Below are 16,809 nucleotides of genomic sequence, written 5' to 3' on the forward strand. Positions count from 1 at the left end.
TTTCGATGCATTTATTTACTTTAGTTAGAATTATATAATAAATAAAAAAATTGTCAAATAATTTTTCAATATGCTCTTTTGGGGTAATAAATAAAAAGGAGGTTTTATGAAAATTATAGCACACAGGGGCTTTTCTTCCCTTTATCCAGAAAATACCATGCTCGCTTTCAAAAAAGCATACGAAATGGGCGTTTATGCCATTGAACTTGATGTTCATTTATCAAAAAATAAAGAATTGATTATAATTCACGACGAAAAAAATGATAGGACCAGTGACGGTCAAGGTTTTATAAAAGACCACAGCCTTGAAGAGTTGCAAAAATATTCATTTTCCTATAATAAAGATTTTGAAAATATAAAAATTTCAGATATTGATGAATATTTTTCTTATTTTAAGGACAAGGACATTTTAACAAATATAGAAATTAAAACAAATGTAATAGAATATCCAAATATAGAAAAACTTTTGATGGGAAAAATTTATGGGTATGGTTTAGTTGATAAGGTATTTATTTCATCATTTAATTTAAATTCTTTAAAAAAAATAAGACAAATTGATACAAAAATCCCCCTTGCACTTTTGACTAGCAAAAAAGTTGATAATATAAAAAATCTTTGCAAGGACTTAAATTTACAATTTTATCACCCAAAAAACACAGCAGTAAGTCCAGAGGAAATAAAAGAATTAAAAAATATGGGAGTTTTGACAAATATTTGGTTTTCAAATAAAAAAGAAGACTACGAAAAATTAGAAATTTTAAATCCAAATGGAATTATAACAAATCATGTTGAAAAGTTTATAAAAAAAATCTAGCAAAACGCTAGATTTTTTTATGCTTTTACATTTTCTTTTAAATTTTCTCTTGCTTGACTCATCATAAGTTTCACCCTATTTATTTGGTTTACCTCGCTTGCACCTGGGTCGTAGTCTATTGCTACTATATTTGCTTGTGGGTAAATTTCTCTGATTTTTTTCATTACTCCCTTGCCGGTTATGTGGTTTGGTAGGCAGCCGAATGGTTGGATGCAAACTATATTTGGTGCGTCTTGGTGGATTAACTCTACCATTTCACCTGCAAGTAACCATCCTTCTCCGGCTTGGTTTCCAAGACTTGTAACTTCTTTTGCAAAAGTCTTTACATCATTTATATAAACAGGTTCATCAAATCTTTTTGAATTTTTTAGGGCTTTTCTGATTGGTTTTCTATAAACTTCTATTGTATTTATTGCAGCTTTTCCAAAAAATGCCTTGATTGGACTTTTACCATAAAGTTCTTTTTTAAGTTGTGTATTTGCCAAACAATACATTAGAAAATCTGTCAAATCTGGAACTATTACTTCAGCTCCTTCAGCTTCTAGGGTATCTTGGAGGTGGTTATTTGCCTCTTGTAAATATTTTACAAGAATTTCTCCAACAATTCCCGCTTTTGGTTTTTTGATATCTAAAACTTCAACCTCATCAAATTCTTCTACAATTTGTCCAATTATATTTTTATAGGTTTTTGAGCTCATATCATAAATATTTTCACAGCAAATTCCTATCCATTTTTCTTTTAATTTATTAACTTCACCCTTATTTTTTTCGTAAGGTCTTGTTGCATTTGCCACCCTATTTATCAAATCTCCCAACAAAATTGATCTTAATAAATTTATTACCATTGGAATTGTAGAAATTTTTCTTAGGTCAAATCCTGAATGAGATTCTATTCCTTGAGCTGAAAGTGCTATTACTGGAATTTGTGGATAGCCTGCATCTTTTAAGGCTTTTCTAATATATCCTACATAATTTGAAGCTCGACATGCTCCTCCCGTTTGGGTCATAAGAAGGGCCAATTTATTCGGATTATATCTTCCAGAATTTACAGCTTCCATAAGTTGACCAACTACTGTAATTGATGGATAACATGAATCATTATTTACATATTTTAAGCCGTTATCGATGACTTTTTCATCAACCTTATCCAAAAATTCTATATTATAGCCAGATCCCTTTAATAAACTTTCCATAATTTGAAAATGCTCTCTTGCCATTTGAGGAGCAAGGATTGTATAGCCATCTTCTTTCATTTCTTTGGTAAATTCGTGGTTTTCGTAGGTCAATTTTTCTTTTCTTTTTTTCAAATGAATATTTTCATTTTCTTGTTGGTCAAGGGCTTGGATTAAAGATCTAATCCTAATTTTTACTGCTCCAAGATTTGAAACTTCATCAATTTTTAATAAAGTATAAATCTTTCCGTTTGCTTCCAATATGTCTTGAACTTGGTCGGTTGTAACCGCATCAAGTCCACAACCAAATGAATTTAATTGAACCAATTGAAGGCAAGGATCTTTTCCTACAAATTCCGCTGCCCTATAAAGTCTTGCGTGATAGGACCATTGGTCCAAAACCCTGGTTTGATTTTCCAAATCTTCTGTTGAATAGGCTATAGAATCTTCTGATAAAACTGGAATTCTCATTGACTCGATTAATTCTGGAATTCCGTGGTTTATTTCTGGATCAATATGGTAAGGACGTCCTGCAAGAACTATGGCCTTTTCCTTGTTCACATGAACATATTCTAAAATTTCCCTACCCTTTTTTCTTATATCTTCATGGTAGTCGGCTTGTTTTTGCCAAGCATTTTTTACTGCATTTATAATTTGATTTTTCTTTAAAATAAATCCATCATGCTCATATCCTTCAAAAATTTCAACTAACCTATCTGCAACTATTTTTTCAGACTCAAATGAAAGATATGGGGCCATATATTTTACATTTTTTAATCCATCAACATTATTTTCTATTACATCAGGATATCCTGAAACAACTGGGCAATTCATGTGGTTTTGTGCTTTGTCAAATTGCTTGTATTCATAAAAAATTGCTGGGTAAAATAGAATATCTATATCTTTTTCTAATAAATTTTCTATATGACCATGGGCAATTTTTGCAGGATAGCAGGCGGTTTCTGATGAAATTGTGGCAATTCCTTTTTCATAAATTTTCCTGTTTGATTCATCCGATAAAATTACATCAAAACCTAAGGAAGTAAAAAATTCATGCCAGAAAGGATAATCTTCATACATATTTAAAACTCTAGGAAGTCCAACTCTTCCAAGAATATTTTTTTCTCCCAAAGTCTTCCTATCAAACAAAAGTTTGTTTTTAAATTTGTACATATTAAGGTCTGCCAAAGTTTCTTCTTGTTTTACTCCAGCTCCTCTTTCGCACCTATTTCCTGTTATAAATCTTGATCCGTCTGGGAAAATATTTATTTGTAGGGAACAATTATTTGTACATCTTCCACACCTTGCGGACTTTTGGGTGTAGGTAAAATTATCTATTTCACTTTCTGATAAAATTTTGGAATGGCCTGTTGATTTTTCTTTGGAAATCAAAGCCATGCCCATAGCTCCCATAAGGCCTGAAATTTCTGGTCTGGTTACATCCCTTGATGATAATTTCTCAAAGGCTCTTAAAATTGCATCTCCATAAAAAGTTCCACCTTGGACAACTATATTTTTTCCAAGAGATTTTGGATCACGAACTTTTATAACTTTTTGGATAGCATTTTTTATTACAGAATAACAAAGTCCTGCCGCTATATCAGAAACATCTGATCCCTCTTTTTGGGCTTGTTTTACCTTTGAATTCATAAAGACTGTACATCTTGAACCCAAATCTGCAGGTTCTTTTGCAAAGAGGGCTTTTTGTTGAAATTCCTCTACAGAAAGACCAACGCTTGCTGCAAAAGTTGACAAAAATGATCCACAACCTGATGAGCAAGATTCGTTTAATTGGATTGAATCAATTATTCCATCACGAATGTGCATAGCTTTCATATCTTGACCACCAATATCCAAAATAAAATCTACATCTGGATCAAAAAATTTGGCTGCAGAATAATGGGCTATGGTTTCAACTTCGCCGTTATCAATATGAAGAGCGTTTCTTATAAATTCTTCCCCATATCCACAAATTCCTGATGAAACTATTTGGGCATTTTCTGGGATTTTTTTGTAAGCATCTTTTAGCATAGAAATTACAACCTCAAGAGGTCTTCCCAAATTCATCCTATAATCTTGGTGCAAAATTTCATTGTCTTTGCTGATTAAAACAATTTTTGATGTAGTTGATCCTGCATCAATTCCAAGAAAAATTTCTCCCTCATAATCTTCAATATTTTTATATCTTACAAGATTTGTCTTGTGTCTTTTCTTAAATTCTTGGTAGTCTTTTTCATCTTCAAAAAGTCTTTCCATTTTTTTGGTCATTTCCATATCAACTTTTTTATCTTCTTTCAAAGATTTTATAAGTGATTTATAGGAAATCTTTTCTTCATTTTGAGATAAAATTGCAGCACCCTTTGCCACATAAAGCTCTGCGTCTTCTGGAATATAAAAATTATTTTCTTCCTCACCCAAAGTTTCAATAAACCTATCTCTCAAAGCCTTTAAAAAATGAAGAGGACCTCCCAAGAAGGTTACATTTCCCTTTATTGGTCTTCCACAAGCAAGGTTTGAAATTGTTTGATTTACAACTGATTGAAAAACAGAAATTGCTATATCTTCCCTGCTTGCTCCTTGATTCATAAGAGCTTGGATATCAGTTTTTGCAAAAACCCCACAACGACTTGCAATTGGATATATTTTTTTATAATTTTTACTTAATTCATTTAAACCTTGGGCGTCAGTATCAAGAAGGGCTGCCATTTGATCAATAAAAGCACCAGTTCCACCAGCACAAATAGAATTCATTCTTTGCTCAACAGAACCTTTGAGATAGGTAATTTTTGAATCCTCACCACCAAGTTCGATTACTACATCCGTTTGGGGAATAAATTTTTTTATTGCTTTAGTTTCAGCAATAACTTCTTGAACAAAATTAATTCCCAAATATTTTTCAACAAACATTCCACCAGAACCTGTGACATTTACGGTAAGATAATCATCTTTAAACCTGTCATAGGCTTCCATCAAAACATTTGTAACTGTTTGTTTTACATCTGATTTATGTCGTCTATAAACTGAATAAAGAGTATTAAATTTATCATCAGTAATAACAATCTTTACAGTCGTAGATCCGACATCAAGTCCCATATGTAAATTCATACATTTTCCTTTCCTATATATAAAAAATTATTTCTTTTTAAAATTAAAAGGATTTTTAATCCTACACTATATATTCTATTACAAAAATGAGTAAATACAAGCAAATCACTCGGTTTTATCGATTAAATTAAATAGAATATTTTTTGTAAACTTATTGGAAATTTATATAATTTTTTCGACAATATTTATACAAAATATTCCAAGCTTGCATCATTATATAATAGGACAAAAAATAAAATTTATCAAGGATTATTTAGAAATTATTTATTATAAAAAAATATAAAAATAAGCACAAAAATAGCCTTCATAAGAAGGCTCAGAGCGTAGACAAAGTCAGTTTAATAATTCATTAATGATTTAAAAATAAAATTACGCTAAAACCCATCTCGACTAGATGATTGTGCCTTGATTTGGCACAATCATCCCTAAAACAAGTGTGATAACACGAAAAAGTTTGTAAAACTAACGTGTTTTAGTGTGAGTGAAACGAACGCATGGAGAGATCTCATGAGATTTCTCCGCTCGTTTCACTCGGTCGAAATGGAAAAATTTTAGTTTGTCAACAGTCTGAACCTTCATAAGAAGGCTAAATTATTTTCTTAAATTTTTTACCATTTTAGAAATTTCTTTGAAATTTTCATCCTTTGCATCACTTGCCAAATCAAACATTAGCATTTCTGTATTAACAAGGCTTGCTCCCATATCTGATATGGCTTTTAGGCCCAATTCTTTTTGCTTCTCATTAAAACTTGAAACTGCATCTTCGACTACAAAAACCTTATATCCTTCAAATAATAATCTTCTTACTGTTTGATAAACACAAATGTGAGTTTCTGCTCCTGTAATAACTACATTTGTAATTTTATTTTCTTTTAAATATGAAGAAACTTCATCAGTGATTGCATCAAAGCTTGTTTTTGAAAAAATATAATCATCATCAAGATTTTCTTTTATTTCACTTACACTTTGGCCAAGTCCCTTTGGATATTGTTCTGTTGCAATTTTTTTGATTCCATACATTTCAAATACTTTTAAAAGAGTTTTTGAATTTTTTATAATTTTTTCTGATTCATAAATTGCAGGCATTAATTTTTCTTGTAAATCAATTACCAATAAAAGAGTATTTTCCTTGTTATCATAAGTTTTTGTATCAAAATTATAGCCTTCTATAAAAAAACTTCCTATTTCTCTTTCCATAAATCCCCCTGTTTTTTATTTCTTTCTTTTAATCTCTTATCAATTGTAGATAAAACTTTAGCCTTATTTTTTGACCAAATCGGCCAAACAATTTTATCACGACGTCCATCTCCTGTTAGTCTTTGGACAATTATATTTGGATCTAATTTCTCCAAAATAAGTATAACATAATCGACAAACTGATCCAAAGTCATAGTAAATTCATTTTGATTTTCCAAATAATAATCATAAATTCTATATCCTTTTTCAATATAAAGATTGTGAATTTTAATGCCCCAAAATCCTCTTTCATTTATATAAGAAACAGCTTTAAGATAATCATTCAAATCTTCGTTTGGAAGACCAATTATTAGGTGGGCCAAAGTTTTTATATTTTTTTCTTTTAATTTTAAAAGTCCTTGGTCAAATTCCTTGTGGCTATAGCCCCTGTTTATAAATTCTATAGATTTTTCATTTACAGATTGAAGGCCAAGCTCCACAATTAGAAAAGTTTTTTTATTCAAATCATCAAGTAAGTCAATTACTTCATCTGAAAGACAATCAGCACGAGTTGCAATTGATAAACCCATAATATTAGGATTTTCTATTGCTGTATAAAATAATTTTTTCATTTTTTGTGTATTGCCGTAAGTTGAGGTGAAATTTTGAAAATATGCCATGTAGCCTTCTTTTCTATTTGGCTTTTTTAATCTTTTTATTTGATAATCAATTTGCTTATCCAAATCATCATATTTTGTAAAATCTCCTGCCCCATTTTCCGAGCAATAAATACAACCTAATTTTGAAATCTTCCCGTCCCTGTTTGGACAAGTAAATCCTCCATCAAGAGGAATTTTTATTATTTTTTTATTAAATTTTCTTTTAAAATAGGAATCCACGTCCCTATATCTTTTTTTATTTATTTCCATAATTTTATTTTACTTTTATATAAAAAAAAGACACCCTTAGGCGTCTTTTGCTTGCTTATTGAAAGTTTATATTCTATTTATCTTTAATTATCTTCGTATGGCAATAAAGCTACTTGTCTAGCTCTTTTGATTGCTCTTGTTATTTCTCTTTGATGTTTCGCATTTAGTCCTGTAACTCTTCTTGGAAGGATCTTTCCTCTATCAGAAATAAATCTTTTTAGAGTATCAATATCCTTGTAATCTATTACTTTTGAAGGGTCTTTGACAAATGGATCGACTTTTTTTCTTGGTCTGAAATTTCTACGCATTTTATCCTCCTAAAATCTAGAAAGGAATTCTTCCGTCGTCTTCAATTTCTGTAAAGTCATCGTCAAAAAAGTCATCATTATTATTCATATTTTGATTGTTATTTTGTTGGAAATTATTTGAATTATTGTAAGATCTGTCTTGGTTCATATCTCCAAAGCCATTATCTTGGTTCATTGGATTATTATAATTTTGATATTGACTATCTGATCTTGATTCCAAAAATTCAACTCTGTCTGCAACAACATCAGTTGTGTAGACTGTTTTTCCATCTTTATCTTGGTAAGAACCTGTTTGGATTCTACCATCTATCGCACATTGATTTCCTTTTTTTAGATATCTTGATACATTTTCAGCTTGTACTCCCCATACTGTTATACGTGGAAAATCAGCTGTCGGACGATTCATTGATTCCATTTCTTGTCTTTTTTGTTTACTTAAACCTCTATCAACTGCTAAAGAAAAACTAACAACTGCTTGTCCAGATTGGGTATATCTTAAATCTGGATCTTTTGTTAATCTTCCTATAAGAAAAACTTTATTCATTTAGTCCTCTTTTCTGATTACCATGTATCTAAGAATTAAATCAGATATTCTAAGTCTTCTTTCAAATTCTTTGATGTGGTCACCACTAGCTTTAAAATCAACGATATAATAATATCCTTCTTTGATATAGTTGATTTCGTATGCAAGTTTTCTTTTTCCCCAGTCATCTACAGATTCTACTTCTCCGCTTTCAGCTATAATGCCTTTGAAGATTTCTAAAGATTGATTTCTTTCTTCATCTGAAACTTCTGGTTTGTAAATCAATACTGCTTCGTAGTTATTCATCTATTTCACCTCCCTTTGGTCTTTGACCCCGATCTATTGTCGGAGTAGAGAATTCTTATCTATGTTACTATAAAAGCTTCAAGAAGTCAATTATTTTTTTCAAATAAATTCTGAAGAATTTTCTATTTTTGAAAAATAAATTGCATTTGCAATTGCACGAGCCATAACTTTTGACCCAAGGCTTCCCACAAGATTTAAATCTGCCTTTACTTTATTTGTTGCAAGAGAGAAAATTGTATCTCCATCCATCATGGTATGAACTGGTCTAATTGCTCTGGCATAACCGTTGTGAGTCATTGAGGCGATTTTTCTAAGTTCAGTTTTATTAAATTTTCCGTTTGTTGCAACAATTCCAATTGTTGTGTTCAAAGAATTTTCTTGATGGATTTTTTCTAAAACATCAAGAGTTGGAATAAATTTATTATTTTTTAAAATTCCTGCAATTTGTTTATTTTCTTCATCGTCAAAAATATCCCCCATGGCATTTACTGCAACTATGGCAGAAACTTTTAAATCTCCTACACAAATTGTGGCAGATCCAAGTCCTGATTTCATAGAAAATTCTTTGCCCAAGGCCTTTCCAACTGTAGCTCCAGTCCCTGCTCCAATTATTCCTTGACGATTTTCATCAAAACTTGCATTTTTGTAAGCATCACTTCCCATTTTTTTGTCTGGTCTAATTTTATAAGATTTATAATCCAAATCATATAAAATCGCTTGAGGAACTATGGGAACAATTCCGCTTGGAACCTTAAAACCAATCCCATCTTTTTCTAACTCTTCAACAACTCCAATTGATCCTGCAAGTCCATAAGATGAACCACCAGATAAAACAAGAGCTGAAACTTCGCTTACAGTATTTACAGGATTTAAAAGGTCTGTTTCACGAGTTCCCGGTCCTCCCCCTCTTACATCAACACTTGCTGTATTTCCTTTCGGAGGAATCAAAACCGTAAGACCAGTTCCTCCATCAAAATTTTGAGCATGCCCAACTTTTATTCCCTCAATGTCGGTAATGTAACCCTTATACATTTTTTCTCCTTATTAAAAATTTTAAAATTATATTCAATATATTAAGCTTTATTTTTCTTATACAGCTAATAGCCATCAAGAGATCTCTCCACAAGGTCGAGATGGGTTTATAGCTTAGTAAATTCTAATAAATATATTCTCAATTAGCCAAAATATTAATTAAATTTATTTTTCCTTGACTTCTTAATTCAAAATCGAAGTTAATTTAGCTTATCTATATATTAAAAGTATTTTTAAATTAATTAATACAATATTTTCCTTATTTACATAAACTTTAGCCTAAAAATAAATACAATAATAACCCATCTCGAGCGAAGTCGAGAGATCTCTTTTATTAACTTAGTACTTTCATTATAAATATTTTTTAATTATTTATACTTTAAAAAAAATTAATCCTACTTCCTATACCTATCCATCATTTCTTCAAAAACTTCTGCAGATGATGGGGCTGTGTAGGAAATTGCGTTTGCTCCAGATTTTATTGTTTTTAAAATTGATTCTGGTGTCTTGCCACCTGTTGCTATTATTGGAAATTCATCTCCAATTAATTTTCTAATTTCAATCAATAACTCTGGAGTTTTTGGACCTCCTGATACGTTTAAAATTTCTGCGCCTGATTCGATTTTTCCTATTACATCATCTTTAAAACCAGTTACAGTTGCAATTACAGGAATATCTACAAAATCTGAAATTGCTTTAATATCTTCATTTGGGATTGGAGAATTTACAACAACTCCATAGGCTCCTTCAAGCTCTGCGTCAAAGGCTATGTATTTTGATCTTGCTCCTTGGGTTGTTCCTCCACCAACTCCAATAAAACATGGGACTGATGCGGTTGAAATTATTGATTGGGCAATTGTATTTTGTGGTGTGTAGGGATAAACCGCCATGATAGAATCTGCATTTGTATTTCTAATTATGGCAAGGTCGGTTGTAAATAAGAGGGATTTTATTCTTTTTTCGTAAATTTTTATCCCACTTGCCCTGTAAATTTCTTCTGGCACTGTGATAAAAGATTTTCTTAGTTTTGAATGTACTTGAGGTACAAATTTTTTCATTTTTTCTTCCATGCTTTTCTCCTTTATGACTTATATTTTTTTATTGAACTTGTAAAAACAATAGACTCATAGGCTCTCAAATTTATATTTTTAAAGATTTCCCTTTGAGAAATATTTCCAATTAGAAATTTCGATTTTTTTGTATCAAAAAATTCTGGTAAATCTAATAAGCTATCTTTTTGTGATGAATTATTTAAAATTACCAAAGCCTTGTTATTCTTACAATAAAAATAAGCAAGTAGGTCCTTGTTCTTATAATTTAATGGATAGTATCCTTCTTTTATTATATCAAGATAATCATATCTTATTAAGACAATTTTCCTATAAAAATCAAAAATTTCTTTTCTAATATCTGGGTCTATTTCTTTTTTATAATATAGGGTTTCCTCACCTTCTTTTATAAAAATGTCTTCACTTCTCATTATAGATATAATAGCCATAAGTTTTGAACAATTTGTGTAAAAATGCTTAAAATCTAGAAAATTTTTGCACATAAATCCATGATCCCCATTAAGGGCAAAGGCAAGGTTCTTTTTGTTTTTATCTAATATAAATTTTCTAAAACCTAAATTTTTTGAATTTTTCCCATAAGAAAAATTTACATATCCATCAAAAATCTCATCTTTTTTCTTATCACTTGTATTTAAAATAAATTTTATATTCTTGTAAGAATTTTTTAAAGATAGGATATTTTCTCCAAAAAATTTTGACGATCTTGAAAAATCATCAAGGATAAAACCATCAACTCCCTTATTTATCCAAAAATTTAATATGGAACTAATGGTTTTTTTGCTAATTTTTTTCATTTTACTTAAATCAAGCCTTAAAAAAATCCCAAGCTTTAAATCATGGGCCTTTGAAATTTGACTTATAAAATCTTGACTTTGCCCCAAATTTTTATTTATTTGAGAAAAAACTAAATAATCTCCATCCCTTTTAAAGATATCTTCAATTATTATAAAGTCTACTCCCAAAATTTTCCCAATAATAAATCTTTGGTCTAGGTCGTAAATATCAAAAAACCCCAAATTTGATTTATCTTTATTAAATTTTTTTGGATAAGTCCTATAAAAAATATTTCCCATAATCTTTCCTTCATCTTCATTATATTTTTAATGTTGAAATATTCAAAAGAATTGAATAAGGAGTATAATCATCGAGTAAGAAAATAGAAAGGAAAAATATGTTAGAGCTTAAAAACATAAGTAAAATTTATAAAACAGGAGAAAATGAACAAAAAGCTCTTGATGATATAAGTATCTCATTTAGAAAAAATGAATTTGTTTCAATATTAGGCCCATCTGGTGGTGGAAAAACCAGCCTTCTAAATATAATCGGCGGCCTTATGAATTATACATCGGGAGATTTGATTATTGAAGGACGCTCCACCAAAAAATTTAAGGATAGGGATTGGGATTATTATAGAAATAGGTCTGTTGGCTTTGTTTTTCAATCCTATAACCTTATAGGTCACCAAAATGTTTTGAAAAATGTAGAGCTTGCCTTGACTCTTTCTGGTGAGAGAAAAGACTTGAGGGAAGATTTGGCAAAAAAAGCCTTGGAAAAAGTTGGTCTTTCTAATCATATTTACAAAAAACCTGCCCAATTATCTGGAGGACAAATGCAAAGAGTTGCAATTGCCCGTGCCCTTGTAAATAATCCAGAAATTATCCTTGCCGATGAGCCGACTGGAGCTTTGGATACGGAAACTTCCAAAGAAATTATGGATTTATTGAAAGAAGTTGCTGAGGATAGACTTGTAATTATGGTAACCCACAATCCAGATTTGGCAGAAAAATATTCAACAAGGATTGTAAGATTAAAAGACGGGAAAATTTTATCGGATTCAAATCCCTATGAAGAAGAAAAAACAAGGGATGAATTTAAAACGAAAAAATTATCTCTCTCCCTTCCAACTGCCTTGAAACTTTCTTTTAATAACCTTTTAACCAAAAAAGCAAGGACTATTCTTACAGCCTTTGCAGGTTCGATTGGAATTATTGGAATTGCCTTGATTTTATCTCTTTCAAATGGAGTTGATGATTTTATTAAGGAAAGTCAAAGAAAAACCTTGAAATCTTATCCAATAGAAATCAAAGAAGAAAGTCTAAATTTGGGAGATAATTTTTTAAAAGATCCAGCAGGGGATAAAAAATACAAAAAAGACGATAAAAATGTTAGTGCTAACAATGATATTTTAAAAAGAAAGTCTTCTCTTTCCTCATCAATTACAGAAAATAACCTCTCCCCTTTCAAAACTTATCTAGATAAAAAAGATTTAAATAAAAAAATTGGCAAACACGCCATAAATTATATATACGATTTAAATTTTGAAATCTATGCAAAAGATGAAAACGGAGAGATTATAAACACTGACGGTTCAGATTTTGAAGATGAAAAAGACCCAATGTTTAAATCAAACGGTCCATCATTTTTAAATATAGGCTCAAGTGAGCACAAAAATTTCAAACAAATAATCTCCAACAAGGACGGATCAATTTCAAATATAGTCAAAGAAGAATATGATTTAATCGATGGAAAATGGCCAGAAAATGCCAATGAATTGGTTTTATTTACAGACAAAAATAATTCTATTGACAGGGAAAGTTTGTATGAGCTTGGAATTTTACCAAAAAAAGATTACAAAAATATCCTAAAAAAATTAGATGAAGGCGAAAAAATAAAACTTGACGATAAAAAAATAAATAATAAAGATTTTTTAAATCATGAATTTAGCGCCCTAATGCCTGCAGATTTTTATAAAAAAGAAAATAATAGGTACAAAAATATAAAAGAAGATGAAAATGAAAAGAAAAAAGCAATTGAAAATGCCTATAAAATAAAAATCGTAGGAATTGCAAGGGCAAAAAAAGATAGCGAAGAAAACCAAAATATAACAGCTCCCCTTGGTTTCACCTCAAAATTTACTGACCAAATGATAAAAAGAGCGGGCGAATCTCAAATTGTAAAAGACCAAGAAAAAAATAAAGAAATAAATATTTTAAATAATATTGCCTTTAAGGCAAAAGACCAAAGTGAAAAAAGAAAGGCTAGTAAATCATATCTTGAAAACCTAGACCAAGACCAAAAATTAAAGGCCCAATCATTTTTACTAGCAAATTCAGAAAAATTAAAAGAAAATATAAAAAAAGCTTCAATGAGTAATCCAAATCAAGGGCAAAATATTGATATAATTGAACTTTTCCTAAAAGATCCAGAAGATAAGGTTTTGGATAAATTATATGAAGATGAGCTTGCATCAAATTCCTACCAAAATAACCTAGAAGATTTTGGTTTTGTTTCAAAATCTGCCCCATCAGAGATTAAAATTTATGTAGAAGATTTTGAAAACAGGGAAAATGTGAAAAATATAATAAATGATTTTAATAAAAACAAAAAAGAAAAAGATAAAATCCACTACACAGATTTTGTAGGGCTTTTAACCTCATCAATTAGAACAATAATAAATGCAATTTCCTATGTTTTGATTGCCTTTGTCGGAGTTTCCCTTGTTGTTTCATCAATAATGATTGGAATAATAACCTATATTTCCGTTTTAGAAAGAACAAAAGAAATAGGAATTTTAAGGTCAATCGGTGCAAGCAAAAAAGACATAAGAAAAGTTTTCTTGTCAGAAACCTTTATGGAAGGACTTTTGTCAGGACTTCTCGGAGTTTTTGTAACTATTTTATTAAATATACCAATTACAAAAATTATGAGAAATATAACAAATATTTCCTACATCGGCTCATCCCTTCCAAATAAGGCTGCAATAATTCTTGTAATAATTTCAGTAAGCTTAACCCTACTTGCAGGAATTATTCCATCATCAATAGCAGCTAAAAAAGATCCGGTTGAGGCTTTGCAAAGTGAATAAATTTAAAAATAATTTTAAGTCAAATCTATTTAGATATTTTTCAAAATAGATTTGACTTTTTTTATTTTAAATCCTATAATAAAAATAACTATTTAGATAATTATCGAAATAGATTGGAAGGGGTGATATCTTGTTTTCTGATACTTTTAAAGCTTTGTCTGATCCAGTAAGAATTGAAATTTTAAATTTATTGAGAAAAAAAGGACGTATGAATGCAGGAGAAATTGCCGAAAATTTTGACCTATCAAGAGCAACCATCTCCCACCATTTAAAATTATTAAAAAATGAAGATTTAATTTATGAAACAAAAAAGAAAAATTTTATTTATTACGAGCTAAACACAAGTATTTTTGAAGAAATAATGACTTGGTTTGTGAAATTTAAAGGAGGAGAAAATGAAAAATAAAATAAAATTTAAAAAAGAAAGCATAATATCAATAGTTTTTTCAATCTTGCTATTTGCCCTTGTAAATTTCTTATTTTACAAAAAAATGCCTGAAACTATACCAACTCACTGGGGACTTAACAATGAAATTGATAATTATTCTAGCAAGTTTAGTGCCTTTATAAAAACGCCAATATTTTTAATATTAATAAATATTTTTTCTTGCTTTATGCTCGACAATGACCCAAAAAACAAGAATAAAAATAAGCTTATAATATTAATTGGAAAAGCTACTGTTCCACTCGTTTTACTTATAACTTTTATAATTAGCGTTTTTTATGGTTTGGGTAAAGAAATAAATGTTGTGGTTATAATTTCTTTATTTGTCGGTTTTCTCCTAATAGTAGTCGGAAATTATCTGCCAAAAACTAAAAGAAATTATACAGTTGGAATAAAACTTCCTTGGACTTTAAATAGTGACGAAAATTGGAGAAAAACTCACAGACTTGGTGGCTATACTTTTATACTCGGAGGACTTTTTTTCTTAATAAGTCCATTTGTAGGAAATCAATATTTAATTTTAATAACCATAGCCATAATATTTTTTATTCCAATGATTTATTCTTTTTATCTTTACAAAAACGGAATTTAAATACAAAAAAAGCATTGAACCATTAGTCCAATGCTCAGACTGTTGACAAACTAAAAATTTTTCCATTTCGACCGAGTGCAACGAGCGGAGAAATCTCATGAGATCTCTCCATGCGTTCGCTTCACTCACTTAGTCGAGATGGGTTTTAGCGTGATTTTATTTTAAATTAATTATCAATTACTAAACTGACTTTGTCTACGCTCTGAGCATTGAACCTCAAGTCCAATGCTTTTTCTTAGCTTAAAATCTGATTAACCCTTCTTTGCACAACATAATAATCATATCCTGCATGGGTCAATCTTTTTTTCCTCTCATTTCCATTTCCCCACTCTCCTCTTATCACTTCTTTTGCTATTTGGTCTATTGATTTTATATTTTTTCTTGGATAAATTTCATTTCCCCTTTCATCAAAGACTTTTACCTTATATTTATCAGCGCATCTTTTTGCATTTTCTAGGGATTTAAAAGCTCCTTTTTGGCTCTTTTGATCTTTAAAAGAATTTCTAACCCTATATAAATTTGAATTTTTTCTAGGATTTTTCCTAAGCCTTTTGTTGACTTCGTTTGCAATGTAGGAAAATTTTTTACCAAGGTAAGGCCCTGGGCAATTTGTGTTGGCATACCACTCGTGTTTTTGCAAAACTCCTTCTTTATCTCCCGTATAGGTACAAGGATAAATATTATTTCGCATACAAATATCTGTCACCAAATCAATCAACCTATCTAAAACAAAATCTGAAATTTCCCAATTTGGTCCTCTTGTAGAATTTCCAACTTCAATTGTTATTGCACGATTATCGCACCATGATGAAGATGTTGTCCAAGCCCTATTTTCTTCATAAACTCCAAGAACCAAAATCCCATCTGACCCTAGATTATAATTTGCAGAAGCCCCTCTTGATTTTGGAAGAAAAATCCTTGCCAAATCTCTTCCACAAATAATTCCACCAGCATGGTGGATGGCAATTTTACTTATTTTTTCACTTCTTTTTCCACTGTGATTTGGTGATAAAATTATATCATCAACTAATTTACTATAAGTCATTTTTCCTCCTTAAATTGTTCTAATAAAATTTTTAATTTTTCTGGAATTGGAAGACCAATTGCAAGAGAGTTTTCAAGTATAGAAAGCCCCTCATTTGCTATATAAAAAAATATTATGGCACTTCTAATCATAGCTTGGTTTTGTATCAAATTTTTATCACAAAGATTTGCAATTCCTACTATTATAAAAATCATAATCTTTTTGAAAATTCCTTTAAATCCAACCTTTGACGAGAGTTTTTTTTCAAACCCTGCCCTTATAATTCCACTTAAATAATCACAAATTACAAAAGCAAGTAGAGTATAAATAAAAATATCCATATCTCCAAGAAAAAATCCCATACAAGATCCAAATATTGTAAATAAAAGCCTAGTAATATCCTTAAATTTACTCATATCTTTCTCCTTTCACAATTTTTCCCATAAAA

At 30.0% G+C, this 16,809-nt stretch carries 15 protein-coding genes; 4 read left to right on the plus strand and 11 right to left on the minus strand.

Going from position 1 to position 16,809, the window contains the following annotated elements:
* The first annotated feature begins 106 nt into the window (after positions 1–106).
* Positions 107–814 (plus strand): glycerophosphodiester phosphodiesterase family protein, encoded by a 708-nt coding sequence (locus BN3265_RS07380; protein ID WP_058990952.1) that lies wholly within the window; start codon positions 107–109, stop codon positions 812–814.
* Positions 815–831: 17 nt separating this feature from the next.
* Here the strand turns inward: BN3265_RS07380 and BN3265_RS07385 are convergent, their stop codons facing one another.
* The 9 genes from BN3265_RS07385 to BN3265_RS07425 form a co-directional block, all read right to left on the minus strand.
* A complete protein-coding gene (locus BN3265_RS07385; RefSeq protein ID WP_058990953.1) occupies positions 832–5,091 on the minus strand; it encodes a 2-hydroxyacyl-CoA dehydratase in 4,260 nt (1,419 codons plus the stop codon).
* 591 nt (positions 5,092–5,682) lie between these two features.
* Positions 5,683–6,288, minus strand: a complete 606-nt coding sequence (locus BN3265_RS07390; protein WP_058990954.1) for an isochorismatase family protein — start codon at positions 6,286–6,288, stop codon at positions 5,683–5,685.
* Entirely contained in the window at positions 6,273–7,196 is a 924-nt protein-coding gene (gene mnmL / locus BN3265_RS07395; RefSeq protein ID WP_058990955.1) for a tRNA modification radical SAM protein MnmL/YtqA, read from the minus strand. The genes BN3265_RS07390 and mnmL overlap by 16 nt, the downstream gene beginning before the upstream one ends.
* Before the next feature lie 83 nt (positions 7,197–7,279).
* A complete protein-coding gene (gene rpsR / locus BN3265_RS07400; RefSeq protein WP_004815577.1) occupies positions 7,280–7,504 on the minus strand; it encodes a 30S ribosomal protein S18 in 225 nt (74 codons plus the stop codon).
* A 16-nt stretch (positions 7,505–7,520) separates the two neighbouring features.
* Positions 7,521–8,048: a single-stranded DNA-binding protein gene (locus BN3265_RS07405; RefSeq protein WP_058990956.1), complete on the minus strand. Its 528-nt coding sequence runs from the start codon at positions 8,046–8,048 to the stop codon at positions 7,521–7,523.
* The gene (rpsF, locus tag BN3265_RS07410; RefSeq protein ID WP_058990957.1) at positions 8,049–8,333 is read right to left on the minus strand and encodes a 30S ribosomal protein S6; all 285 of its coding nucleotides are present in this window, start codon (positions 8,331–8,333) and stop codon (positions 8,049–8,051) included.
* 99 nt (positions 8,334–8,432) lie between these two features.
* The gene (locus BN3265_RS07415; protein WP_058990958.1) at positions 8,433–9,365 is read right to left on the minus strand and encodes a P1 family peptidase; all 933 of its coding nucleotides are present in this window, start codon (positions 9,363–9,365) and stop codon (positions 8,433–8,435) included.
* Positions 9,366–9,760: 395 nt separating this feature from the next.
* Positions 9,761–10,435: a hypothetical protein gene (locus BN3265_RS07420; RefSeq protein WP_058990959.1), complete on the minus strand. Its 675-nt coding sequence runs from the start codon at positions 10,433–10,435 to the stop codon at positions 9,761–9,763.
* An 11-nt stretch (positions 10,436–10,446) separates the two neighbouring features.
* Positions 10,447–11,508, minus strand: a complete 1,062-nt coding sequence (locus BN3265_RS07425) for a hypothetical protein (RefSeq protein WP_058990960.1) — start codon at positions 11,506–11,508, stop codon at positions 10,447–10,449.
* Between the two features lie 98 nt (positions 11,509–11,606).
* On the opposite strand from BN3265_RS07425, the gene BN3265_RS07430 reads away from it, so the two are divergent.
* From BN3265_RS07430 to BN3265_RS07440, 3 genes are all read left to right on the plus strand, one after another.
* A complete protein-coding gene (locus BN3265_RS07430) occupies positions 11,607–14,300 on the plus strand; it encodes an ABC transporter ATP-binding protein/permease (protein WP_058990961.1) in 2,694 nt (897 codons plus the stop codon).
* A 130-nt stretch (positions 14,301–14,430) separates the two neighbouring features.
* On the plus strand, positions 14,431–14,706 hold the full coding sequence (locus BN3265_RS07435; protein ID WP_058990962.1) for an autorepressor SdpR family transcription factor: 276 nt from the start codon (positions 14,431–14,433) through the stop codon (positions 14,704–14,706).
* Positions 14,696–15,337 (plus strand): SdpI family protein, encoded by a 642-nt coding sequence (locus BN3265_RS07440; RefSeq protein ID WP_058990963.1) that lies wholly within the window; start codon positions 14,696–14,698, stop codon positions 15,335–15,337. The genes BN3265_RS07435 and BN3265_RS07440 overlap by 11 nt, the downstream gene beginning before the upstream one ends.
* Before the next feature lie 235 nt (positions 15,338–15,572).
* Here the strand turns inward: BN3265_RS07440 and BN3265_RS07445 are convergent, their stop codons facing one another.
* Positions 15,573–16,382: an N-acetylmuramoyl-L-alanine amidase gene (locus BN3265_RS07445; RefSeq protein ID WP_058990964.1), complete on the minus strand. Its 810-nt coding sequence runs from the start codon at positions 16,380–16,382 to the stop codon at positions 15,573–15,575.
* Positions 16,379–16,777 carry a phage holin family protein gene (locus tag BN3265_RS07450; RefSeq protein ID WP_058990965.1) on the minus strand — a complete coding sequence of 133 codons (399 nt, stop codon included), beginning with the start codon at positions 16,775–16,777 and terminating at the stop codon, positions 16,379–16,381. Before BN3265_RS07450 ends, BN3265_RS07445 begins: the two co-directional genes overlap by 4 nt.
* Between the last annotated feature and the right edge of the window lie 32 nt (positions 16,778–16,809).

The organism is Anaerococcus rubeinfantis, from assembly GCF_001487145.1.
GTDB classification, from domain to species: domain Bacteria; phylum Bacillota; class Clostridia; order Tissierellales; family Peptoniphilaceae; genus Anaerococcus; species Anaerococcus rubeinfantis.